22 protein-coding genes are annotated in these 24,013 nt (G+C 66.0%); 15 read left to right on the forward strand and 7 right to left on the reverse strand.

Annotation, left to right across the window (positions count from 1 at the left end; all coding sequences use genetic code 11):
- Positions 1–75 precede the first annotated feature (75 nt).
- From LK03_RS03590 to LK03_RS03615, 6 genes are read right to left on the reverse strand one after another with little or no spacing between them, the layout of a single operon-like run.
- Entirely contained in the window at positions 76–534 is a 459-nt protein-coding gene (locus LK03_RS03590) for a chemotaxis protein CheW (RefSeq protein WP_038411106.1), read from the reverse strand.
- Positions 527–5,425, reverse strand: a complete 4,899-nt coding sequence (locus LK03_RS03595) for a hybrid sensor histidine kinase/response regulator (RefSeq protein ID WP_038411107.1) — start codon at positions 5,423–5,425, stop codon at positions 527–529. Before LK03_RS03595 ends, LK03_RS03590 begins: the two co-directional genes overlap by 8 nt.
- 10 nt (positions 5,426–5,435) lie before the next feature.
- The gene (locus LK03_RS03600) at positions 5,436–7,460 is read right to left on the reverse strand and encodes a methyl-accepting chemotaxis protein (protein WP_167334513.1); all 2,025 of its coding nucleotides are present in this window, start codon (positions 7,458–7,460) and stop codon (positions 5,436–5,438) included.
- Between the two features lie 47 nt (positions 7,461–7,507).
- A complete protein-coding gene (locus LK03_RS03605; RefSeq protein WP_038411109.1) occupies positions 7,508–8,062 on the reverse strand; it encodes a chemotaxis protein CheW in 555 nt (184 codons plus the stop codon).
- Positions 8,059–8,424, reverse strand: a complete 366-nt coding sequence (gene pilH, locus LK03_RS03610; protein ID WP_038411110.1) for a twitching motility response regulator PilH — start codon at positions 8,422–8,424, stop codon at positions 8,059–8,061. Before pilH ends, LK03_RS03605 begins: the two co-directional genes overlap by 4 nt.
- A 12-nt stretch (positions 8,425–8,436) precedes the next feature.
- A complete protein-coding gene (locus LK03_RS03615) occupies positions 8,437–8,838 on the reverse strand; it encodes a response regulator (RefSeq protein WP_038411111.1) in 402 nt (133 codons plus the stop codon).
- Positions 8,839–9,073: 235 nt separating this feature from the next.
- Here LK03_RS03615 and gshB point away from each other — a divergent pair, with 235 nt between their 5' ends.
- From gshB to phaZ, 12 genes are all read left to right on the forward strand, one after another.
- Positions 9,074–10,027 carry a glutathione synthase gene (gene gshB / locus LK03_RS03620; RefSeq protein WP_038411112.1) on the forward strand — a complete coding sequence of 318 codons (954 nt, stop codon included), beginning with the start codon at positions 9,074–9,076 and terminating at the stop codon, positions 10,025–10,027.
- Positions 10,028–10,114: 87 nt separating this feature from the next.
- Positions 10,115–11,014 (forward strand): energy transducer TonB, encoded by a 900-nt coding sequence (locus LK03_RS03625; protein ID WP_038411113.1) that lies wholly within the window; start codon positions 10,115–10,117, stop codon positions 11,012–11,014.
- Between the two features lie 60 nt (positions 11,015–11,074).
- Positions 11,075–11,644, forward strand: a complete 570-nt coding sequence (locus tag LK03_RS03630; protein ID WP_038411114.1) for a YqgE/AlgH family protein — start codon at positions 11,075–11,077, stop codon at positions 11,642–11,644.
- Positions 11,644–12,069: a Holliday junction resolvase RuvX gene (ruvX, locus tag LK03_RS03635; RefSeq protein ID WP_028693537.1), complete on the forward strand. Its 426-nt coding sequence runs from the start codon at positions 11,644–11,646 to the stop codon at positions 12,067–12,069. Before LK03_RS03630 ends, ruvX begins: the two co-directional genes overlap by 1 nt.
- A 42-nt stretch (positions 12,070–12,111) precedes the next feature.
- Entirely contained in the window at positions 12,112–12,630 is a 519-nt protein-coding gene (pyrR, locus tag LK03_RS03640) for a bifunctional pyr operon transcriptional regulator/uracil phosphoribosyltransferase PyrR (RefSeq protein WP_038411115.1), read from the forward strand.
- A gap of 11 nt (positions 12,631–12,641) precedes the next feature.
- Complete coding sequence (locus LK03_RS03645; protein ID WP_028693535.1) at positions 12,642–13,646, forward strand: aspartate carbamoyltransferase catalytic subunit; 1,005 nt, start codon at positions 12,642–12,644, stop codon at positions 13,644–13,646.
- A complete protein-coding gene (locus tag LK03_RS03650; protein WP_038411116.1) occupies positions 13,643–14,914 on the forward strand; it encodes a dihydroorotase in 1,272 nt (423 codons plus the stop codon). Before LK03_RS03645 ends, LK03_RS03650 begins: the two co-directional genes overlap by 4 nt.
- A 255-nt stretch (positions 14,915–15,169) precedes the next feature.
- Positions 15,170–15,700 carry an ATP-dependent protease subunit HslV gene (gene hslV, locus LK03_RS03655; RefSeq protein WP_038411117.1) on the forward strand — a complete coding sequence of 177 codons (531 nt, stop codon included), beginning with the start codon at positions 15,170–15,172 and terminating at the stop codon, positions 15,698–15,700.
- 76 nt (positions 15,701–15,776) lie between these two features.
- Complete coding sequence (gene hslU / locus LK03_RS03660) at positions 15,777–17,120, forward strand: ATP-dependent protease ATPase subunit HslU (RefSeq protein WP_038411118.1); 1,344 nt, start codon at positions 15,777–15,779, stop codon at positions 17,118–17,120.
- Positions 17,121–17,251: 131 nt separating this feature from the next.
- A complete protein-coding gene (locus LK03_RS03665) occupies positions 17,252–17,629 on the forward strand; it encodes a gamma-butyrobetaine hydroxylase-like domain-containing protein (protein ID WP_038411119.1) in 378 nt (125 codons plus the stop codon).
- 130 nt (positions 17,630–17,759) lie between these two features.
- Positions 17,760–19,427: a class II poly(R)-hydroxyalkanoic acid synthase gene (phaC, locus tag LK03_RS03670; RefSeq protein WP_038411120.1), complete on the forward strand. Its 1,668-nt coding sequence runs from the start codon at positions 17,760–17,762 to the stop codon at positions 19,425–19,427.
- A gap of 61 nt (positions 19,428–19,488) precedes the next feature.
- Positions 19,489–20,337 (forward strand): poly(3-hydroxyalkanoate) depolymerase, encoded by an 849-nt coding sequence (gene phaZ, locus LK03_RS03675; protein WP_038411121.1) that lies wholly within the window; start codon positions 19,489–19,491, stop codon positions 20,335–20,337.
- A gap of 12 nt (positions 20,338–20,349) precedes the next feature.
- Here phaZ and LK03_RS03680 read toward each other — a convergent pair whose 3' ends face one another.
- Positions 20,350–20,625, reverse strand: a complete 276-nt coding sequence (locus tag LK03_RS03680; protein WP_038411122.1) for a polyhydroxyalkanoic acid system family protein — start codon at positions 20,623–20,625, stop codon at positions 20,350–20,352.
- Positions 20,626–20,984: 359 nt separating this feature from the next.
- Between LK03_RS03680 and ubiE the strand changes: the two genes are divergently transcribed.
- The 3 genes from ubiE to ubiB are packed head-to-tail and all read left to right on the forward strand — an operon-like array spanning position 20,985 to position 23,982.
- A complete protein-coding gene (ubiE, locus tag LK03_RS03685) occupies positions 20,985–21,755 on the forward strand; it encodes a bifunctional demethylmenaquinone methyltransferase/2-methoxy-6-polyprenyl-1,4-benzoquinol methylase UbiE (RefSeq protein WP_038411123.1) in 771 nt (256 codons plus the stop codon).
- On the forward strand, positions 21,755–22,378 hold the full coding sequence (locus tag LK03_RS03690; RefSeq protein WP_038411124.1) for a ubiquinone biosynthesis accessory factor UbiJ: 624 nt from the start codon (positions 21,755–21,757) through the stop codon (positions 22,376–22,378). Before ubiE ends, LK03_RS03690 begins: the two co-directional genes overlap by 1 nt.
- Complete coding sequence (gene ubiB, locus LK03_RS03695; protein ID WP_038411125.1) at positions 22,375–23,982, forward strand: ubiquinone biosynthesis regulatory protein kinase UbiB; 1,608 nt, start codon at positions 22,375–22,377, stop codon at positions 23,980–23,982. Before LK03_RS03690 ends, ubiB begins: the two co-directional genes overlap by 4 nt.
- Positions 23,983–24,013 lie beyond the last annotated feature (31 nt).

Raw genomic sequence — 24,013 nt, forward strand, 5'->3', positions numbered from 1 at the left:
CGACTCGGCGAAGGCTCTGGCGCAAGCTTCTTGCAGCCAGAAACAGACGCAGGCCACCATCTTGCGCGGACGACTTTACAACTGTGCGTCACGCACCAGGCGCTCCAGTGCGGCCAGGTCCGGCACCCGCACCACCTGTTCGGCCACCTGAACGGCAGCCAGTTCCAGTTCGGCCAGCGGCACGTCAACGTAATTGAGCTGGCTGTCGAGCTTGCACGAGCGCGGAATGCCTTGCAGCAGCAGCGCCAGGTAGCGCAGGCCGGTGTCGCCCAGGGCATTGAGCACGACGATGCGTGCACGCTCGCCGCAAGGGGTGTGGCCGCCGCAGGCCGCTTCGAAACCGATCAGTGGCAGCCGCTGCTGGCGCCAGTCGAGCCAGCCCATGTGCCAGTCGAGCGCGCCTTGCTCGCAGCTCAGCTGGCGCTGGCCAACCAGCTCGGCGATGGCGACATTGGGCAGCAGCAACGTGCGGTCGCCCAACGGCAACAGCAGCCCGGTGAGGCTGCTGCGCTGGCCGACGATGTGTTCAAGCATGCGGGGCACTCCAGTGGGCGATGCTGTGCAGCAGTTGCGATTCCTGATACGGCTTGCCCAGGTATTCGTTGACGCCGATGGCCATAGCCCGCTCGCGGTGTTTCTGCCCGCTGCGCGAGGTGATCATGATGATCGGCAGGTGCCTGAGGCGTTCATCCTGGCGAATGCGCGTGGCCACTTCGAAGCCGTCCATGCGCGGCATTTCGATGTCCAGCAACAGCACGTCGGGGCAATGTTCTTGCAGCAAGGCCATGGCATCGACCCCGTCCTTGGCGGTCAGCACGCTCATGCCGTGGCGCTCGAGCAGGCGGCTGGTGACCTTGCGTACCGTCACCGAATCGTCCACCACCATCACCAGCAACGAACGCTGCCGGCTGCTGCCCGGCAGCATGGGCGTGCTGCGTGCCGCCGAAGGCAAGCGCGCCAGGCGCCGCTGCTGGCCGCGCAACTGGCCGAGCAGGTCAAGAATCAGCACCACCCGGCCATCGCCCAGCAAGGTCGCCCCAGCCAGGCCCGGCACCGCGGCGAATTGCGGGCCAAGGCTCTTGACCACGATCTCGCGGCTTGGCGACAGGCCATCGACCTGGATGGCGAACGACTGTTCCTGGGAATGCACCAGCAACACCGGCAGCGGCACGCTCTGACCCAGCAGGTTCGGCTGCGGCGTGCCTTGCAGCAGCTCGCCCAGGTAGCGCAGCTGGTACTGGTAGCCGGCATACACGTACTGCGGCGGATCGAGGCGATAGCACGCTTCCAGCTCGGCCGGCGGCACGCGCACCACCCCCTCGATGGTGTTCAGGCCAATGGCGTATTGCTCTTCGCCCAGGTGCACCATCAGCGCACGGTTCAGCGACACGGTGAACGGCAGACGGATCTGGAACCGCGCGCCCTTGCCGGGACTGGACTCGATGCTCATCGAACCGCCCAGTTGCTTGACCTCCTCATGCACCACGTCCATGCCCAGGCCACGCCCGGAAATCTGCGTGATCTTCTCGGCGGTGGAAAAGCCCGGACGCAGGATGAACTGCAACACTTCGTGATCGCTGAGGGTCGCCTCAGGGTCGAGCAGGCCGCGCTTGATGGCTTTCTTGCGCACGGCCTCCAAGGGCACCCCAGCGCCGTCATCGCTCATTTCGATGACGATGTCGGCGCCCTCGTGGAGCAGGCCCAGGTGGATGGTGCCCTGCTCCGGCTTGCCCGCCGCGCGCCGGGCGCTGCTGGTTTCCAGGCCGTGGTCGACGGCGTTGCGCAGCATGTGTTCGAGCGGCGCAACCATGCGTTCGAGCACGCTGCGGTCCAACTCGCCCTCGGCATTGCCCACCACCAGCTCCACCTGCTTGCCCAGTTCGCTCGCGACCTGGCGCACCACCCGTTGCAGGCGCGGCACCAGCCGCTCGAACGGCACCATCAGAGTGGCAGTCAGGCCCTCCTGCAACTGGCTGTTGATGCGCGCCTGCTGCTGCAACAGGCCGTGGGTGTGCTGGGCGCGCTGGGCCAGGGTTTCCTTGAGGTCGAGCAGGTCGGAGGCCGACTCGAACAGCGCCCGCGAGAGCTGCTGCAACTGCGAATGGCGGTCCATTTCCAGCGGGTCGAAGTCGTCATAGGCATCGCCTTCGGCCTGATGACGGCTGAGCACCCGGCTCTGGGTTTCGTTGTCCAGGCGCAGCAACTGGTCGCGCATGCGCTCGAGGGTGGTTTCCATCTCGTTGAGGGCGAACTGGCCATCGTTGACCTGCTGTTCGATGCGCCCGCGCAGGATCGAGTGCTCGCTGGCCAGGTTGCCCAGCTCGTCGAGCAGTTCGGCATCGACCTTGACCATGTCGCCGGTGGCGCGCTCATGGGTGGCTGCAGGGGCTTCGGCCGGCGCTGCCTCGCTGGGCAGCACCCCGGCTACCGTGTCGTTCAACGCGGAACTGGTGAAGTTGCGGATGTAATCGATCAGCGCGGTGGCGGCATGCAGTGGCTGCTCGAGGCGCACCGCATCGAGCATGTGCGCGAGACGGTCGTGGCAGTTCTGCAACAGACTGAACAGCGCCAGGCTCGGCGGCAGCCGACCGGCGGCGAGCAGCTCATAGAGAAACTCCAGCTCGTGGGCCAGATCGCCGATGGCGCTGATCTCGACCATCCGTGCGCCGCCCTTGAGGGTGTGCAGGTCGCGCAGCAGGGTTTCGACCTCGGCGGTGTTGCGTGGGTCGGCCTGCCAGCGCGCCAGGGCCGTGGCCGAGCTTTCGACGATGTCCGAGCTTTCTTCGAGAAACACCTCCAGCAGCGCCTTGTCGCCCGGCGCTTCGTCCAGTTCGGACGCAGCCTCGATCTCACCCTCGGCCGTGTCGCTCGACGCGGGCAGCTCCAGAGGACGCACGCCCTGCGGCCCAACCAGGCCCAGGCTGGCCGGGTCCAGCGCGCTGTGCAGGTGTTCGTGCAAGCGCGCCAGCAGCGCCGGCCGTGGCTCGACATCCTGCCCGGCGGCGACCTCATCGAGCATGTCGAGCATGCCTTCGAGCCCCTGCGCCACCAGTTCGAACAGCGTGTCGGTAGCGGCCAGGCTGCCCTCTTCGACCGCGCCGAGCAGATCGAGCAGGCTCTCGCACAACTGGTCCAGCGACCAAAGATCGGCCAGATGCGCGGCATGCCCGAGCGCAGTCAGCTCATCGAGCAGCCCATCGAGCTGATCGCGCTGCGCGGGGGCTGCCTGCCAACGTGCCAACGCGGCCTCGGCTTCGAGCACGTGGTCCATGGCCTCACCCAGCAGGCGTGCGGTGGCCTGGGGATCACGGACGGCAGGCTGCTCGGCGGACGACAGTTGCGCCAGGGCCTGCTGCACGCTCTGTTCGATCTGCTCGATCAGTTCGCCAGCACCGGCGATGGCCGCCAGAGGAGCGCTGTCGAGCTGCGCGAGGCCGCGCTGCAACAGGCCATGGGCAGCCTGCAACTGCTGCAACTGCGCCGCGCCCAGCGGCACGCCATAACTCTTGAACTCACGCACCAAGCGGTCGAGGGCGGTGGCCAACTGCGCCATGGGCTCGACCCCAGCCATGGCCGCGCTGCCCTTGAGGGTGTGCAGCGCCCGCTGCAGCGCGTCGCTGATGCCCGCCTCGCTGCCGCCTGCCAGTTGCAGGAAGGCCTCCAGCGCGTGCAAGTGGCCTGCGGCCTCACGGGCGAACACTCCGAGCAAGTGCGGGTCGAGGCCGTCGGTGTCGGCCACCTGCGCGGCCTGATCCTGGGCCAAGGCGTGCAAATGATCGGCCAGCGCCTGGTTTTCCGCAGACGATGCCAGTTGCCCCCCGGCGTAATCGGCGATCAGGTCCGGCAAACGCACGAACACCTGTTGCAACGCCGCCTGGCCATCCCGGCTCAGGCTGATGCGCCCGTCGAGCACGCGATTGAGCAGATGCTCGGCACCCCAGGCCAGCGCCGCCAAGGCCTCGGCATGGACCATGCGGCCACTGCCCTTGAGCGTGTGCAAGGCCCGGCGCAGCTCGCCCAGTGCCGAGCTGGTCTGCTCTGCACGCCACAGCGACCACTGCCGTTCGATTTCGGCCAGCAGCTCGCCGGCCTCTTCGAGAAACACCTCGCGCAGCCCGTCGTCCAGGGCCTCGGACGCTACCGCCGTGGAGGCTCGCTGCTGACACGGTACGCCTAACACTGCCAGGCTGGCACAGGCCCGCTGCAACAGCGGGCGGGCATCGGCCAGCGGGTCGGCCAATTGCCATTGCAAGTAGAATTCGGCTGCGCACAGGGCCTCGGCGAACGGTTCAAGGGTCGCGGCGTGCGGGCGCTGGTCGAGGTCGTTGAGCCAGCCCTGGGTATACGCGGCGCACCCGCCGAGCACCTCGGCGGCCTCTGCCAGCATCAGCATGCTCAAGGCGCCGCGCGCCTGTTGCAGCAGCCCCGGCACGCCTTGCAGACGCTGCCACGACCAGTCGTCGTCGAGGCAATCGGCGATCAGTTCCCTGGCCTGTTGCACCACCCCCTGGCACTCGCTCAGCACCTGCTGGCGGATCTCCAGCAGATCGGAGCCGGGCAGGCTCGCCGGGTCGTTGTCTTCCAGCGGCCCGACCATGCCGTTGAGGGTGGCCTCGACGTACAACAGCGCGCCGGCCACATCCATCAACAGCGCATCGGCACCGGCATGGTTGTGCGCCGGCAAGCCTTGCAGCGCCAGCACCTGGTCGATGATCACCCGCCGCGGCTGCTGGAAGCCGAGCACCGCCAGGGTGTCGGCGATCTGGCGCAGCGGCGCCAGCAGGGTGTCCATCTGGCTGGCGTCGTGGCGATCGCTGCGCACGAAGTGGTCGAGCCGTTCCTTGATGCGGATCAGGTCGTCACACAGGGCAATCACCACCGAGCGCAGGGCATCGCGGCCCTGGCCGGCCTGCAGCTGTTCGCGCCAGTTGCCCAGCGACACGTCCAGATCCGCCAGGTCGGCAGCCGCCGCCGCTGGCGCACCGGCCTGGTTCAGGCTGCTTTCGGCCAGCGGCTCCAGGCCGCGGCAGTGGCGCAGCTGGTTGAGCAGCGGCAGCATCACCAGCGGCAGGTCGTGGCGGGCGCCGCGCAGCCGTTCGAGGTACGCCGGCAACTGCTCCAGGCCGCGGAACAGCGCCCCCAGGCACTCGCCACGCGCAGGCTGGGCACTGGCCGCCAGCGCCGCACCGAGCAACTCCATTTCTTCGGCCAGGTGCGCTGCGCCGCGTAGCTCCAGCACGCGCAGGCAGCCCTGCACCTGATGCAACTGGCTGACGAACTCGCTCAATGGCGCCGCCTCGGCCGGCTCCCGGGCGAACTGTTCGAGGGCCTGACGGGCCAGCTGCAAGCTGTCGAGAATGGCCGCCTTGCTCCAGGCCAGTCCCACCGTATCGTGGCGCTCCAGGGTCACTGCGGCAGGCGCCATGCTGGCCTCCTCATTGCGGCGGCGTCGTGTTCGGCAAGGTGAAGCCGGACACCGAGCGGCGCATCTCGCTGGCCATGCGCGCCAGGTGGCGGATGCTGTCGGCGGTGGCGCCGGAGCCTGCCGAGGTCTGCGCGGTGATTTGCTGGATCACCGACATGGTGTGGGAAATCTGCCCCGCCGATGAAGTCTGCAACTGCGCGGCATCGGAAATGCTCAGAATCAGCTCGGCGAGGGTCTGCGACACGCCTTCGATCTCTGCCAACGCCACCCCGGCGTCCTGCGCCAGGCGCGCGCCGCGCACCACTTCGGCGGTGGTCTGCTCCATGGAGATCACCGCCTCGTTGGTGTCGGTCTGGATGGTGCGCACCAGCGCTTCGATCTGACGGGTGGCCGAGGACGAGCGCTCGGCCAGGCGCTGCACTTCATCGGCGACCACGGCGAAGCCGCGCCCGGCTTCACCGGCCAGCGAAGCCTGAATCGCAGCATTGAGGGCGAGGATGTTGGTCTGCTCGGCGATGTCGTCGATCAGGCTGACGATGTCGCCGATTTCCTGGGACGACTCACCCAGACGCTTGATGCGCTTGGCGGTGTCCTGAATCTGCTCGCGGATGTTGTCCATGCCATCGATGGTGTTGTGCACCACCTCGTTGCCCTTGTTGGCAATGGCCACCGAACGTTCGGCGACCTTGGCCGACTCGTAGGCGTGGGCCGAAACGCGGTCGATCGACTCGACCATGTCGCCCACCGCCACCGACGCCTCGCTGATCTGCTCGGCCTGATGCTCGGAAGCCTTGGCCAGCTGGCGCGCGGTATTCTGCGTGTCCTGCACGGCGGCGGCGACCTGCTCGGCGCTGTGGTTGATGGTGGTCACCAGCTCGCGCAACTGGTCGACCGAATAGTTGATCGAGTCGGCAATGGCCCCGGTGAAGTCTTCGGTGACTGCCACCGACACGGTCAGGTCGCCATCGGCCAGTTCTTCGATTTCATCGAGCAGGCGCATGATCGCCTGCTGGTTGCGCTCGTTCTTCTGCGCGGTGTCGCGCAACTGCCGGCGCGTGGCGCGGACCATGATCGAGCCGATGAGGATGATCGAAGCCAGGGCCAAAAGGCCCAGGGCATAGCCGCCGACGGTGTCCAGGGTCCGACTGCCGGCCAGGTTCTCGAAGCTGTTGGCCAGGTGCGAGGCTTCGTCGAGCAAGGTCTGCGACAGGCTGAAGATATTTCCCGCCGCCTCGCGCACCCGCAGCAGCTCAGGCGAGGTTTCGAGAATTTCATCCACCGAGCCTGCGACGAACTGGAACAGCTCGGTGATTTCCCCCAGGCGGTTGCGCGCATCGGCATCCTCGACCCGGCTGATCTCCAGCGCCGTGTCGCCGTTGAGCATGCCCTGCAGCACCTGGCCGAAACGGTTGGCGTCGCGGCCGAAGGTGGCGGCGGCCTGGGCCGTGGTGTCGTCGCCGGCGAGCACGGTGTTGACCGAGCCGAGGATACGCTCGGCCAGCAGCAACTGGCGCTGGGCCACGGCCACCTGACTGGCCGGGGCGCCACTCTTGAGCAGGATCTCCACCACCTTTTCGTACTCGACCTGCAGTTGCGGCACGGTCTCGGCCAGGGTCGCGGCCACCTGGTGCAGCGACAGTACGGTCTGTTCGCTGGAAAGGATGACATCGGTGTTCTTGAGCAGGTTGTCCCAGTCCTGCCCGACGGCGGCCATTTCGTCGCGCACCGCGGCCGGAGCGGCCGGCAGCCCGGTGGCAGGGTCGCCGCGGCGCAGGTAGCCCCAGCGGCGGTCGAAGTCGTTGCGCGCATCGGACAGCAACTTGAACGCCAGAGCCTTGCCAGCAGCCGCCTCGGTGGCGTTCTTGGCGATGCGCTGGGACAGCACGCGCAATTCACCGGCGTGGCCGATGTACTGCTTGTCATAGGTCGACTGGGTGTTGAGGTAGGCGAAATTGGCGAACAACAGCACGATCGACAGAATCAACACCACGAACAGCACGGTGATCTGTGCGCTACTGCGGGTGCGCTGGGTCATCGGTGGCGGGCTGACACCGGGGCTGGACTTGCTCAAGAAAGCATCCTCTACAACGCCACATCGAGAAAACCTGGCGCCTGGGCCAGGGCGAACGGGCTGAAGATCGCCCAGTTGCGTGCACCGGGGAAATGCCCCTGGACGAAGCGCGCGGCATTGCGCAGCACAGGCTGGGGCGGCGTGGGTTGCAGGTGTTCGAGGTCGAAGTGCTGCAGGCCCAGGACCTCGTCGACCAGCAGGCCGACGAACAGGTCTTCGTGGTCGAGCACCAACACCCGCCGCTGCTTGCCCGGCGCCACCGGGGCCAGGCCGAGAAAACTCGACAGGTCGAGCACCGGCAGCAGGCGCCCGCGCAGGTTGCCGACCCCCACCACCCACGGGCGCACCCCCGGCACGCGACTGCTGCGCGGCTCGCGCAGCACCTCGGCCACCTCGCCCATGGGCGCGACGAACCAGTGGCTGGCGATGCGAAAGCCGATGCCGCTCCAGGCTTGCGCCGGGCTGGGTTCGAAGGGCTGATCGGCCACCAGCAGGCGACAGCGGCGGTCGATGTCCAGCAGCAGTTCGAAAGCGGTCAGTGACGCGCCTTGCGGCCGGGTGGTCAAGCCCTGAGCACCTCGTCGAGCTTGCTGATCAAGGCGTCTTCGTCGATAGGCTTGGTGAGAAAATCACGCGCGCCCTGGCGGGTCGCCCAGATGCGGTCGGTGTCCTGGTCCTTGGTGGTCACCACCAGCACCGGGATGTCGCGGGTTTCCGGATCCTTGGACAGCTGGCGAGTGGCCTGGAAGCCGTTCATGCCCGGCATGACGATATCCATCAGCACCGCATCGGGCTTTTCCTGGCGTGCCAGGGCAACGCCGTCGGCGCCATTGCTGGCCTTGATTACCTGGTGACCGTGCTTTTCCAGCCAGTCGGTGAGCTTGTGAATCTCGGTCGGCGAGTCGTCGACAATCAGAACTCGGGCCATGCTGTTTCCCCGTCAGGAGGCGTGTTGTGGCTGCTCGACGAATCCCGGTACATGGGCGCGCAGGGCGTCGAGCAACGCTTGTTTGCTGAATGGTTTGGTCAGGAACTGGTCGGAGCCGACCACCCGACCGCGGGCTTTGTCGAACACGCCATCACGTGACGACAGCAGAATCACCGGGATGTCCTTGAAGGCGCTGTTGTGCTTGATCAGCGCGCAGGTCTGGTAGCCATCGAGGCGCGGCATCAGCACGTCGACGAAGATGATCTGCGGCGCGTGGTCGACGATCTTGGCCAGGGCATCGAAGCCGTCGCTGGCGGTGATCACCTCGCAACCCGCCTCGCCGAGCAGCAGCTGGGCAGTACGGCGGATCGTGCGCGAATCGTCGATCACCATCACCTTCAGGGGCTGTTGCATAAGTTGCATTACCGTGGCTGCTCTCGGGAGGGTCGGCACGTGCCGAGGCCGAGCGCAGAGCCCATCGGGCCATGCGCGCCGGACACGGCTTGCGGCGTGAAGCTGGGGGCATTTTTAGCATACTCCGGGAGCGCGTTCCATCTGCCCACCCCTTGACCGACCGCGCCTGCGGCGCCACCCTGAGCGACTTTTCATTTCGAACCATCGCGGCTGCACGCCGCCAAGAGGAATTACCATGAGCGTTCGCCTCGGGATTGTCATGGACCCCATCGCGTCCATCTCCTACAAGAAGGACAGTTCGCTGGCCATGCTGCTGGCCGCCCAGGCCCGCGGCTGGAGCCTGTTCTACATGGAGCAGCGCGACCTCTATCAGGGTGAAGGCAAGGCCCGCGCACGCATGCGCCCACTGAAGGTATTCGCCGATCCGACGCGCTGGTTCGAACTGGGCGAAGAGCAGGACAGCACCCTCGACGAGCTTGATGTCGTGCTGATGCGCAAAGACCCACCGTTCGACATGGAATTCATCTACAGCACCTACCTGCTCGAGCAGGCCGAAGCCGATGGCGTGCTGGTGGTCAACCGTCCGCAGAGCCTGCGTGACTGCAATGAAAAGCTGTTCGCCACGCTGTTCCCGCAGTGCACCGCGCCGACCCTGGTCAGCCGCCGCGCCGATGTGATCCGCGAATTCGCCGCGCGCCATGGTGATGTCATTCTCAAACCATTGGACGGCATGGGCGGCGCCTCGGTGTTCCGCCATCGTCAGGGCGACCCGAACCTCTCGGTGATCCTCGAAACCCTGACTCTGCACGGCCAGCAGCAAATCATGGCGCAGGCCTACCTGCCGGCTATCGTCGATGGCGACAAACGTATTCTGATGATCGATGGCGAGCCGGTGCCCTACTGCCTGGCGCGCATCCCAGCCAGCGGCGAAACCCGCGGCAACCTGGCGGCCGGTGGCCGTGGCGAAGCACGCCCGCTGACCGAGCGCGACCGCTGGATCGCCGCGCAAGTCGGCCCTACCTTGCGCGAGAAAGGCCTGCTGTTCGTCGGCCTGGACGTGATCGGCGACTCGCTGACCGAAATCAACGTCACCAGCCCGACCTGCATCCGCGAGATCGACGCCGCTTTCGGCCTGGACATCGGTGGTCAACTGATGGACGCCATCGCCTGTCAGCTCAAGCCGCGCTGACCACCAGCACGCGGCAAGCCCGCGCAGTGGGGTATGATGCGGGTCCCGTCCGCTGACCTGCCCCACCGCGCCTTTGCTGGATATTCGATGACGCTGTCCGCCAACCTCCCGCCCGACCTGCTGCCGCCGCGTGTTCGCCCTGCGGATCGGCTGGGTTTCACCCTGTTTCTTGCAGCGTTATTGCACATCGCGCTGATCCTCGGCGTGAGTTTCAGCGTCAGCACGCCCAAGCCAGTGCGCCAGACCCTCGACTTCACCTTGTCGACCTTCCAGAGCGAAAAGCCCCCGGAAAAGGCCGATTTCCTCGCCCAGGACAACCAGCAAGGCAGCGGCACGCTGGAGAAGAAAGCGGTGCCAACCACGACAGAAGTGGCACCGTTCCAGGACAGCAAGGTCAACACGATCTCCCCACCCCCCGCGCCGCGCCGCGAAGTGCCGCCGCCGCCGCAGAAAGCCGTGGTCACCACCAAGGCGCCAAAACCGACCAAGGTCGAGCCGCGGCCCAAGGAAAGCAAGCCGCAGCCCAAGCCCGCCGCGCCGGCCCCGGACTTCGACAGCTCGCAGCTCTCCAGCCAGATCGCCAGCCTCGAAGCCGAGCTGTCCAACGAACAGCAGCTGTACGCCAAGCGCCCGCGCATCCATCGCCTCAACGCCGCCTCCACGACCCGCGACAAAGGCGCCTGGTACAAGGAAGACTGGCGCAAGAAGATCGAACGCATCGGCAACCTCAACTACCCGCAAGAAGCGCGCAGCCAGAAGTTGTATGGCAGCCTGCGGCTGATGGTATCGATCAACCGCGATGGCTCGCTGCATGAAGTGCTGGTGCTCGAATCGTCCGGGCAGCCCTTGCTGGACCAGGCCGCGCAGCGCATCGTGCGCATGTCGGCACCGTTCGCGCCGTTCACCGGAGACCTGGCCGAATTCGACCGTTTGGAGATCGTCCGCACCTGGCGTTTTGCCCGTGGCGACCGCTTGTCGAGCAATTGATCACATCTGAGCTTGGCGAGCAGCTTGTCAGTCTCGTCACCTGACGCCACACTATCGGCCATGAAAAACCACACCCCAAGCTATCTCAAGCATCAGTTCCTGATCGCCATGCCGCACATGGCCGATCCGAACTTTGCCCAGACCCTGACCTATATCGTCGAGCACAACGCCAACGGTGCGATGGGCTTGGTGGTGAATCGCCCGCAGGAGCTGAGCCTGGCCGACATCCTCGAGCAGTTGCGCCCGGATGAAGAACCCGCCCCGCGCACGCTGAACGTGCCGATCTACCTCGGCGGCCCGGTGCAGACCGATCGCGGCTTCGTCCTGCACAGCCCCGAATGCAGCTACCAGGCCACCGTCGAACTCGACGGCGTGAGCCTGACCACCTCGCAGGACGTGCTGTTCGCCATCGCCGAAGGCCGCGGCCCGCAGCAGAGCCTGATTACCCTCGGCTATGCCGGCTGGGAAGCCGGCCAGCTCGAGGAAGAGCTGGCCGATAACGCCTGGCTCAACTGCCCGTTCACCCCCGATATTCTGTTCGCCACGCCCAACGAGCTGCGCCGTGAAGCGGCCGCCACCAGCCTGGGCGTCACCCTGAGTCTACTGACCAGCCAGGCAGGCCACGCCTGATGGCTGAACTGCGCCTGTTGCTGGGCTTCGACTACGGCACCAAGCAGATCGGTGTGGCGGTGGGCCAGGTCATCACCGGTCAGGCCCGTGAGCTGTGCACCCTCAAGGCGCAGAACGGTGTTCCCGACTGGAACCAGGTGGAAAAACTCATCGGCGAATGGCAACCCGACGCCATCGTCGTAGGCCTGCCGCTGAACATGGACGGCACGCCCAGCGAAATGAGCGCCCGCGCCGAAAAATTCGCCCGCCGCCTCAACGGCCGCTACAACCTGCCCGTGCATACCCACGACGAACGCCTGACCACCTTCGAGGCCAAGGGCGAACGCCAGGCCCGTGGCGGCCAGCGCGGCAGCTACCGTGACGATCCGGTCGACGCCATTGCCGCGGCGCTGTTGCTGCAAGGCTGGCTGGAGGCCAATACCTAACGCTTTGCCGCCGGTAACACCGGCCCAGCCAAGGAGCATGCAATGATCCTACCCGATCCCTCCGCCCTTATCCGGCAGATGGCCGTCGACCTTCGCGCCCATCTGGCCCGTCGCCAGATCGAGTCGCCGCGTTTCATCGGCATCCGCACCGGCGGTGTGTGGGTCGCGCAGGCCCTGCAGGACGCCCTGCACGACGACAGCCCGCTGGGCACCTTGGATGTGTCGTTCTATCGCGACGACTTCAGCCAGAACGGCCTGCACCCGCAGGTGCGCCCATCGGAATTGCCCTTCGAGATCGAAGGCCAGCACCTGGTGCTGGTCGACGACGTGCTGATGAGCGGACGCACCATCCGTGCGGCGCTCAACGAGCTGTTCGACTACGGCCGCCCGGCCAGCGTGACCCTGGTTTGCCTGCTCGACCTGGACGCCGGTGAACTGCCGATTCGCCCCGACGTGGTCGGCGCCAGCCTGCCGCTGGCCGCCGAGCAACGTATCAAACTGACCGGCCCCGCCCCGCTCGCCCTCGAGCGCCAGGACCTGACCACCGCCTCCGCCCACTAAGAGCCCCACCGATGACGCCACTCGACGCCAAGCGCCCGCTGCAGCTCAACGACCAGGGCCAACTGCGCCATTTCCTCTCGCTGGACGGCCTGCCCCGCGAGCTGCTGACGGAAATCCTCGACACCGCCGACTCGTTCCTCGAGGTCGGTGCCCGCGCGGTGAAAAAAGTCCCGCTGCTGCGCGGCAAGACCGTGTGCAACGTGTTCTTCGAGAACTCCACGCGCACCCGCACCACCTTCGAACTGGCCGCCCAGCGGCTGTCGGCCGATGTCATCAGCCTGAATGTGTCGACCTCATCGACCAGCAAGGGCGAGACGCTGTTCGACACCTTGCGCAACCTCGAAGCGATGGCCGCCGACATGTTCGTCGTGCGCCACTCCGACTCGGGCGCCGCGCACTTCATCGCCGAGCACGTGTGCCCGGAGGTGGCGGTGATCAACGGCGGTGACGGCCGCCACGCCCACCCGACCCAGGGCATGCTCGACATGCTCACCATCCGCCGCCACAAAGGCAGCTTCGAGAACCTCTCGGTGGCCATCGTCGGCGACATCCTGCACTCGCGCGTGGCGCGCTCCGACATGCTCGCGCTCAAGGCCCTGGGCTGCCCGGACATCCGCGTGATCGGCCCGAAAACCCTGATTCCCGTGGGCATCGAACAGTATGGCGTGAAGGTCTACACCGACCTTAGCGAAGGCCTGAAGGACGTCGATGTGGTGATCATGCTGCGCCTGCAGCGCGAACGCATGGCCGGTGGCCTGCTGCCCAGCGAGGGCGAGTTCTACCGCCTGTTCGGTCTGACCACGGCGCGTCTGGCCGGCGCCAAGCCCGATGCCATCGTCATGCACCCCGGCCCGATCAACCGTGGCGTGGAAATCGAGTCGGCGGTGGCCGACGGCAGTCACTCGGTGATTCTCAACCAGGTCACCTACGGCATCGCCGTGCGCATGGCGGTGCTGTCCATGGCCATGAGCGGGCAGAATACGCAACGTCAACTCGACCAGGAGAACGCCCTGTGAGCATCAGTATTCTCGGCGCCCGGGTCATCGATCCGCACAGTGGTTTGGACCAGGTCAGCGACCTGCACATCGAACAGGGCCGGCTCGTCGCCATCGGCGCCGCGCCGGCCGGCTTCACTGCCCAGCGCAGCATCGAGGCCAGCGGCCTGGTGGCCGCGCCTGGCCTGGTCGACCTCAGCGTCGCCCTGCGCGAGCCGGGTTACAGCCGCAAAGGCACCATCGCCAGCGAAACCCGCGCTGCCGTTGCCGGTGGCGTGACCAGCCTGTGCTGCCCGCCGCAGACGCGCCCGGTGCTCGACACCTCGGCGGTGGCCGAGCTGATCCTCGACCGCGCCCGCGATGCCGGCAACGCCAAGGTCTACCCGGTCGGCGCGCTGACCCGTGGCCTGGAAGGCGAGCAACTGGCTGAGCTGATCGCCCTGCGCGACACCGGCTGCGTGGCGTTCGGCAATGGTCTGAAGGAAATCGCCAACAACCGTACCCTGGCCCGCGCCCTGGACTACGCAGCGACCTTCGACCTGACCGTGGTGATTCATTCCCAGGACCGTGACCTGGCCCAAGGCGGCCTCGCCCACGAAGGCGCGATGGCCAGTTTCCTCGGCCTGCCGGGCATTCCGGAAACCGCCGAAACCGTGGCCCTGGCGCGCAACCTGCTGCTGGTCGAGCAAACCGGCGTGCGCGCCCACTTCAGCCAGATCACCAGCGCCCGTGGTGCCCAGTTGATCGCTCAGGCCCAGGCCCGTGGCCTGCCGGTGACCGCCGATGTGGCGCTGTACCAGCTGATTCTTACCGATGAAGCGCTGCGCGATTTCTCCAGCCTCTACCACGTACAGCCGCCGCTGCGCACCGCGGCCGACCGCGACGGCTTGCGTGAAGCGGTGAAGTCCGGCGTGATCCAGGCCATCTCCAGCCATCACCAGCCCCACGAGCGCGACGCCAAGCTGGCCCCGTTCGGCGCCACCGAGCCTGGCATCAGCAGCGTCGAGCTGTTGCTGCCGCTGGCCATGACCCTGGTACAGGACGGTCTGCTCGACCTGCCCACCCTGCTCGCCCGCCTGACCTGCGGCCCAGCCCAGGCCCTGCGCCTGCCAGCCGGCACGCTGAACGTCGGCGCCGCCGCCGATCTGGTACTGCTCGACCCGCAAGCCTCTACTGTGGCGGGCGAGCAGTGGTTCTCGCGCGGGTCCAACTGCCCGTTCGTCGGGCATTGCCTGCCGGGGGCAGTGCGCTACACCCTGGTCGATGGGCAGGTTCGGCACGGCGAGTGATGGGAGTCCGAGGGGCTGTCATGCAGCCCCTCGCTTCGACTGCGCTCAGGTCTGCTCCACTTGTTTTTCAAGCCGTGTGCGCCTGAGGGGCCAAGCACCGAGGCTGCCCAAGCCTATGCTGCGTCAGCCCTCACATCTCTGGCTCACCTGCCGCTTGCCACTTACCGCTCGCCGCTCGCTGCTTGAATTCTTTGCCCCCACCCCCATATCAGTTTCCATCAGGCATTTTCGCCCTCGCTGCATGGAGACGTTCCCTTGACTACCATCGTTTCAGTCCGCCGCCAAGGCAAAGTCGTCATGGCGGGCGACGGCCAGGTTTCCCTCGGCAACACCGTGATGAAAGGCAATGCGAAAAAGGTCCGTCGCCTGTATCACGGCCAGGTCATTGCTGGCTTCGCGGGCGCTACCGCTGATGCCTTCACCTTGTTCGAGCGTTTCGAAGGGCAGTTGGAAAAGCACCAGGGTCATCTGGTGCGCGCTGCCGTGGAGCTTGCCAAGGAGTGGCGCACCGACCGCTCCCTGAGCCGTCTGGAAGCCATGCTGGCGGTCGCCAACAAGGACGCCTCGCTGATCATCACCGGCAACGGCGATGTGGTCGAACCTGAGGATGGCCTGATCGCCATGGGTTCGGGCGGCGCCTTCGCCCAGGCCGCTGCCCGCGCGCTGCTGAACAAGACCGACCTGTCGGCCCGGGAAATCGCCGAAACCGCACTGAACATCGCCGGTGACATCTGCGTGTTCACCAACCACAACCTGACCATCGAGGAGCAGGACCTGGCCGAGTGATCAGCTGTTCTGGCGCCCAGCCCCGGCGGCTGGGCTTTTCCACGCTGAAACACCGTATTCCAGGACCACCATTGTTATGTCCATGACCCCCCGCGAGATCGTCCACGAACTCAACCGTCACATCATCGGCCAGGACGACGCCAAGCGCGCCGTCGCCATTGCCCTGCGCAACCGCTGGCGGCGCATGCAACTGCCAACCGAGCTGCGCGCCGAAGTGACGCCGAAGAACATCCTGATGATCGGCCCCACCGGCGTCGGCAAGACCGAAATCGCCCGCCGTCTGGCCAAGCTGGCCAACGCGCCGTTCATCAAGGTCGAAGCGACCAAGTTCACTGAAGTCGGCTATGTTGGCCGAGATGTCGAGTCGATCATCCGCGATCTGGCCGATGCCTCGCTGAAGATGCTGCGTGAACAGGAAATCGTCCGTGTGCGCCACCGCGCCGAAGACGCCGCCGAAGACCGCATCCTCGACGCCCTGCTGCCCCAGGCCCGGCCCAGCAGCTTCAGCGAAGAGGCTGCGCCGTCGAGCAGCGATTCCAACACCCGCCAGCTGTTCCGCAAGCGCCTGCGCCAGGGTGAGCTGGACGACAAGGAAATCGAGATCGAAGTGGCCGAGTCGGCAGGCGTGGAAATCGCCGCGCCACCGGGCATGGAAGAAATGACCAACCAGCTGCAAAGCCTGTTCGCCAACATGGGCAAGGGCAAGCGCAAGTCGCGCAAGCTGAAGGTCAAGGAAGCCCTGAAAATGGTTCGTGATGAAGAAGCGAGCCGCCTGGTCAACGAGGAAGAACTCAAGGCCAAGGCCCTGGAAGCGGTCGAGCAGCATGGCATCGTGTTCATCGACGAAATCGACAAGGTCGCCAAGCGCGGCAACGTCGGCGGCGCCGATGTCTCCCGCGAAGGCGTGCAGCGCGACCTGCTGCCGCTGATCGAAGGCTGCACCGTCAACACCAAGCTGGGCATGGTCAAGACCGACCACATCCTGTTCATCGCTTCGGGCGCCTTCCACCTGAGCAAGCCGAGCGACCTGGTGCCCGAGCTGCAAGGCCGTCTGCCGATCCGTGTGGAACTCAAGGCCCTCACCCCCGAGGACTTCGAGCGCATCCTCAAAGAGCCGCACGCCTCGCTCACCGAGCAGTACCGCGAGTTGCTCAAGACCGAAGGGCTCAACATCGAGTTCGTCGACGAAGGCATCAAGCGTCTGGCCGAGATTGCCTATCAAGTCAACGAAAAGACCGAAAACATCGGTGCCCGCCGCCTGCACACCCTGCTCGAGCGGTTGCTCGAAGAGGTGTCGTTCGACGCCGGTGACCTGGCCAGCGCGCACACCGATGCACCGGTGCGCATCGACGCCGAATACGTCAACGGTCACCTCGGCGAGCTGGCGCAGAACGAAGACCTGTCGCGCTACATCCTGTAACGCCAGCACTGTCAACGAGGGCCGCGAATGCGGCCCTCGTCGTTTCCGGCGCATGGCCGGTCGCAGCCGCGCTTGAATCTCTGGGCGCGAAGCTCGAAGCTTGGCGCATCCGCCTTCAAGAGACACCCGCCATGCCCCGCCTGCCCACCGCCATCAACCTGCACAAAGCCTCGAAAACCCTGGCACTGACCTACGCCCCCGGTGAGGTCTACCATCTGCCGGCAGAGTTTCTGCGCGTGCATTCGCCTTCCGCCGAAGTGCAAGGCCATGGCAACCCGATTCTGCAGGTCGGCAAGATCAACGTCGGTCTCGCGGGCCTTGAGCCGGCCGGCCACTATGCGTTGAAACTGATTTTCGACGACGGCCACGACAGCGGCCTGTTCACCTGGGAATACCTCGAGCAACTGTGCCTGCGCCAGCAAGCGTTGTGGGAGGACTACCTGGAGGCGCTGCGCCTGGCCGGCAAGAGCCGTGACCCGCAGGAGTCGGTGGTCAAGCTGATGCTCTGACGCTGCGTCCGGGCAAACCGCGGTCGATCTGCTTGACTGGTTGATTGACCCTGGGCGCCGCGCTGCTCGCCGGCGCTGCGCCGGCCAGGATGGCCGCCGCTACTCGTCCCAAGACAACGGAGCGTCGTCGATGAGTGACCGCAAGCAACCGCCGCCTGGACGATCCCTGTCAGGCATGACGCCGATTCTCGGCCTCGCCGGCAAGGACATCCTCAGCACCGTACGCACGCTATTGCGCCAGCCCCTGCGCCAACCTTCACACAGCCTCAGGCATGCCGCGCAGCTCGGCCAGGCACTCAAGGAGGTGGTCACAGGCCGCTCGCCCTTGCAGCCGGACAGCGACGACCGTCGCTTCACCGACCTCACCTGGCACGACAACCCGCTGTACCAGCGTTCCTTGCAGGCCTATCTGGCCTGGCGCAACGAGCTGCAGGCCTGGATAGCTGGCAGCGACCTGCCGGCTGAGGACATCAGCCGTGGTCAGTTTCTCATCGAGCAACTGACCCAAGCCCTGGCACCGAGCAACAGCCCGGCCAACCCGGCAGCACTCAAGCGTGCCTTCGAGACCGGCGGCAGAAGCCTGCTCGACGGCCTGGCCAACCTGGCTCGGGACCTCAGCGAGAACGGCGGCATGCCCCGCCAGGTCGACCCGAGCGCCTTCACGGTGGGCGAGGATGTCGCCGCCAGCGAGGGTGCAGTGGTGTTTCGCAACGAGGTGCTGGAGCTGATCCAGTACCGCCCGCTGACCGAGCAGGTGCACGGTCGGCCACTGCTGGTGGTGCCGCCGCAGATCAACAAGTTTTACGTGTTCGATCTCTGCCCCAAGAAAAGCGTGCTGCGCTTTTGCCTGCAAGCGCAGCAGCAAACCTTCACCCTCAGTTGGCGCAACCCTACCAAGGCGCAACGGCAATGGGGCCTGTCGACCTACCTCGAGGCGCTCAAACAGGCGGTGGATGCGGTGCTGGCGATTACCGGCAGCGCAGACCTCAACATGCTCGGCGCCTGCTCGGGCGGCATCACTTGTGCGGCGCTGGTCGGCCACTACGCCGCGTTGCAGCAGCCCAAGGTGCACTCTCTGACCTTGCTGGTCAGCGTGCTCGACGCCACCCTGGACAATCAACTGGCGCTGTTCATCGACGACCACACCTTGCAGGCGGCCAAGCGCCATTCGTATCAGGCCGGCGTGCTGGAGGGCCGCGACATTGCCAAGGTCTTCGCCTGGATGCGCCCGAACGACCTGATCTGGAATTACTGGGTCAACAACTACCTGCTCGGCAATGCGCCGCCAGCCTTCGACATCCTGTTCTGGAACAACGACACCACGCGCCTGCCGGCTGCGCTGCATGGCGACCTGATCGACCTGTTCCAGCACAATCCGCTGACCCGACCCGGCGCGCTGGAGGTGTGCGGCACGCCGGTCGATCTGCGCCAGGTGCGCTGCGATGTCTACAGCGTCGCCGGCAGCGCCGACCACATCACCCCTTGGCCTGCGTGCTACCGCTCGGCGCATCTGTTCGGCGGGCAGGTGCAGTTCGTGCTGTCCAACAGCGGCCACATCCAGAGCATCCTCAACCCGCCGGGCAATCCCAAGGCACGTTTCCAGACCAGCACCGAGCAGCATGACGACCCGGCGAACTGGCGCGAGCACGCTGGCATGCACGCCGACTCCTGGTGGCTGCACTGGCAACGCTGGCTGGCCGAGCGGGCCGGCGCGCTGAAGCATGCGCCGACGTTGCTCGGCAGCCAGGACCACCCCGCTAGCGAGCCAGCACCTGGCCGCTATGTTCATCAACGTTGAGCCAACGCAGCGCCGCACCTGCTGGTGCCAGGACAACTGATCCACTCATCCGGGAGAGCCCATGTCGCAGCCTTATCGGTCGAAAACCCTGCAGTTGGGTCAGCAGTCGATCCACACCCTGGTGCGTCCCGGCCAGGGGCACCTGACGCCGCTGTTGATCTGCAACGGCATCGGCGCCAATCTGGAATTGCTGCTGCCCTTCATCGAGGCGCTGGAACCTGAGGTGGAAGTGATCGCCTTCGATGTGCCCGGAGTGGGCGGCTCATCGACGCCGCTCACGCCCTACCGGTTCAGCGGTCTGGCGAGGCTGGTGGCACGCCTGCTCGATGCCCTCGGCTACGAGCAGGTGCATGCACTGGGCGTGTCGTGGGGCGGCGCACTGGCCCAGCAGTTCGCCCACGACTTCCCCACGCGCTGCCGCAAGCTGATCCTCGCCGCCACCGCTGCGGGCGGGCCGATGCTGCCGGGTACGCCGAAGGTGCTGTGGGCGATGGCCAGTCGCCGCCGCTACAACGACCCCGACTACGTGATGCGCGTCGCGCCGCAGGTGTACGGTGGTTCGTTCCGCCAGCACCCGGAACAGGCGCTGGCGTTCGCCGCCAAGGCGCGCTCGGGCAGCAAGGTGGGCTACTACTGGCAGTTGTTCGCAGGGCTGGGCTGGACCAGCCTGCACTGGTTGCACCGGCTGCGCCAGCCGACCCTGGTGCTGGCAGGCGACGATGATCCGCTGATTCCGCTGCTGAACATGCGCCTGCTGGCCTGGCGTATCCCCCATACCGAGCTGCAGATCATCGACGATGGGCACCTGTTTCTGATTACCCGCGCCGAGACGGTGGCGCCGAGGGTGATGGCGTTTCTGCGCGAGGAGCGCCAGCCGGCGGTAATCCACCCTCGGCCGGCAGGCGCCTGAAGCGCTGGCCAGTCAGGCCAGTGCCTTGTCCAGCGCACGCTCGATCTCGCCCTCGATGGTGCCGCTCATCATCGACAGCATCATGCCCAGCTTGAGCTCGACGCGGATCAGTTCATCACCGATGTGTACGCTGCCCTTGGCACCGCTGCGGGCGATGTCGACCCGGTCACCGTCCCAGCTCGCTTCCAGGTCGTACTTCTGGCTGAGCTTGTCGACCAGGGCCTGGGCCTTGGCGCGGGCCGCTTCACGGCCGAGGTTGTGTTTGCGTTCAACGCTGATCTGGGTCATGCAACCGATCCTGACGATAAGACATGCTGGGCATTATGCCCGCCCCTGCCAGACGGCACACCCCGCCAAGACAAATCCGCCGGTTCACTCCAGGGGCTGTTCCCGTTTCATCACAACCGCGCCGAGGCCTGTTTTTTCGTCGTTTCGAGCTCAAGACTTGAACGCCTCATACGAAAAAACAGGCACGGCCCTTCGGGTTACGCGCCAAATCGCGCCACCCCGCGTTGAAGGACTTGAAAAGGGAATGACCCTTTCCTGCGTCCTTCGCCTCGGCTGGCACGATTTGGCGCTGTAACGCGGTTTGTGCTGAAACGGGAACAGCCCCTAGAATGGCGATAATTTTTCCCCGGTGAAGCGATATGAACGACCAGCGCAAAGGCGACCACGCCGAACCCACCACCCATTTCGGCTACAGCGACGTTCCAGAGAGCCAGAAGGCCAGGAAGGTCGCCGAGGTCTTCCACTCCGTCGCCGCCAAGTACGACCTGATGAACGACGTGCTGTCCGGTGGCATGCACCGGCTGTGGAAGCGCTTCACCATCGAACTGTCCGGGGTGCGCAGCGGCAACCGCGTGCTGGATATCGCCGGCGGCACTGGCGATCTGGCGGCCAAGTTCTCGCGTCTGGTCGGCCCGACCGGCCAGGTGGTGCTGGCCGACATCAACGAATCGATGCTCAAGGTCGGGCGTGACCGTCTGCTCGACCGCGGCGTGTCCGGCAATATCGAGTTCGTCCAGGCCGACGCAGAAAAACTGCCCTTCCCGGACAACCACTTCGACTGCGTGACCATCGCCTTCGGCCTGCGCAACGTCACCCACAAGGATGCCGCCATCAGCTCCATGCTGCGCGTGCTCAAGCCCGGCGGGCGTCTGCTGGTGCTGGAGTTCTCCAAGCCGACCAACAAGCTGATGTCCAAGGCCTACGATGCCTATTCGTTCGCCTTCATGCCGCTGGCCGGCAAGCTGATCACCAACGACTCGGAAAGCTACCGCTACCTGGCCGAGTCGATCCGCATGCACCCCGACCAGGAAACCCTCAAGAGCATGATGGTCGAGGCCGGTTTCGACCGCGTCACCTACCACAACATGACCAGCGGCATCGTCGCCGTGCACCGGGGGATCAAACCCTGATGCTGCTGGCCGGGGTGCTCGCCAGCCTCGAGCATGGCCTGAACCGGGTGCTGCGCATGGACAGCACGGCCTTGCCGCGCCTGGCCGCGCTGGAAGGCAAGGTGATCGCCATCGACTGCGTGCAACCGGCACTGCGGGTGTACATCCTGCCCGACGAAGACGGCCTGATGCTCGCTGGCCACTGGGAAGGCGATGTGCACTGCACTCTGCGCGCCCCGGCCAGCCACCTGGCACGCCTGGCCCTGGCCCGCGACAAGACCGCCGTGCTGCATGCCCCCCAGGTGCAGTTGCACGGCGACAGCGCCGCCCTGCTCGACCTGGTCGGGGTTCTGCAGAATCTGGAGCTTGACTGGGAATACGAGCTGTCGCGCTGGCTCGGCCCGGTCGCCACCTCGCTGCTGGCCGGCCACCTGCGCCAGCGTGCAGGCTGGACCCGCGAGGGCCTGGCGCGCTTCAGCCAGAACCTGTCCGAGTACCTGGCCGAAGAGTCGCGCACCCTGGTGGGCAAGCGTGAAGCTGAAGCGGCGTTCAGCGAGCTCGATGCGCTGAAGGTCGATATCGAACGTCTCGAGGCGCGCATTCGTCGCCTTTCCCAGTCCCTTGATGCCAGCGATAACGCATGAAGCTGCTTGCCGTCCGCCGTCTGTTCCGTATTCAGCGAGTGGTGATCCGCTACCGTCTCGATGACCTGCTGTTCGCCATGCCGCTGCCCTGGTGGCTGATGAGCCTGCGCCTGCTGATGCCCTGGCGCTGGCTGCCGCGCAAGGCCCAGGAAGCTTCACGCGGGGCGCGCCTGCGCATGGCCCTGCAGGACCTCGGGCCGATCTTCATCAAGTTCGGCCAGCTGTTGTCGACCCGCCGCGATCTGCTGCCAGCCGATGTCGCCGACGAACTGATGCTGCTGCAGGATCGCGTGCCACCGTTCGACCCGAAACGCGCGGTCGAGCTGATCGAGGCGCAATTGGGGGCCAAGGTCAGCGAAGTGTTCAGCCGTTTCGACGTCGAGCCGCTGGCTTCGGCTTCGGTGGCCCAGGTGCATGCCGCCAAGCTCAAGAGCGGTGAAGAAGTGGTGGTCAAGGTGGTGCGACCGGGTTTGAAGCCGGTCATCGCCCAGGACCTGGCCTGGCTGTTCCTGATCGCCAAGGCCGCCGAGCGGCTGTCGGCCGATGCCCGGCGCCTGCACCCGGTCGAGGTGGTCGGCGACTACGAAAAGACCATCTACGACGAACTCGACCTGCTCCGCGAGGCCGCCAACTCCAGCCAGTTGCGGCGCAACTTCGAAGGTTCGGAGCTGATGTACGTGCCGCAAGTGTACTGGGACTACTGCCGGCCCAAGGTACTGGTGATGGAGCGCATCTACGGCGTGCCGGTCACCGACATGGCGACCCTGGCCGACATGCGCACCGACATGAAGCTGCTCGCCGAACGCGGCGTGGAAGTGTTCTTCACCCAGGTGTTCCGTGACAGCTTCTTCCACGCCGACATGCACCCCGGCAACATCTTCGTCAGCACGGTCAACCCGTGGAGCCCGAAGTACATCGCCATCGACTGCGGTATCGTCGGTAGCCTCACCGACGAAGACCAGGATTATCTCGCACGCAACCTGATCGCCTTCTTCAAGCGCGACTACCGCCGCGTGGCGCAGTTGCACATCGATTCGGGCTGGGTGCCGGCGCATACCAAGGTCAACGAATTTGAAGCGGCGATCCGCACCGTGTGCGAGCCCATTTTCGAGAAGCCGCTCAAGGACATCTCCTTCGGCCAGGTGCTGATGCGCCTGTTCCAGACCGCGCGGCGCTTCAACATGGAAGTGCAGCCGCAACTGGTGCTGCTGCAAAAGACCCTGCTCAACATCGAAGGCCTGGGACGCCAGCTGTACCCGGACCTCGACCTGTGGAGCACCGCCAAGCCCTACCTGGAGCGCTGGATGCGCGAGCGCATGAGCCCCAAGGCGGTGCTGAGCAACATTCACAGCCAGGTCGAGCAACTGCCGCACCTGGCCGACATGACCCGCGACCTGCTCGAACGCCTGTCACAGCCGCACCTGGACGACCCACGCCTGCCGCGTCAGCGCCAGGACGACCACTGGGCGCTGCGCCTGCTCGGGGCTGGCCTGCTCGGTGGCGGCGCCACGCTGGCCGCCGGCGCTGCCAGCCTGACCGCGCCGGCCGTGTGGCCGGCTTACCTGATGCTGGCCGCAGGGCTGTACCTGATCGTGCGTCGATAGCCACACCCGGCGACGGCTGGCACACTAGCGC

Origin of the sequence: Pseudomonas cremoricolorata (assembly GCF_000759535.1) — a bacterium.
GTDB lineage: Bacteria > Pseudomonadota > Gammaproteobacteria > Pseudomonadales > Pseudomonadaceae > Aquipseudomonas > Aquipseudomonas cremoricolorata_A.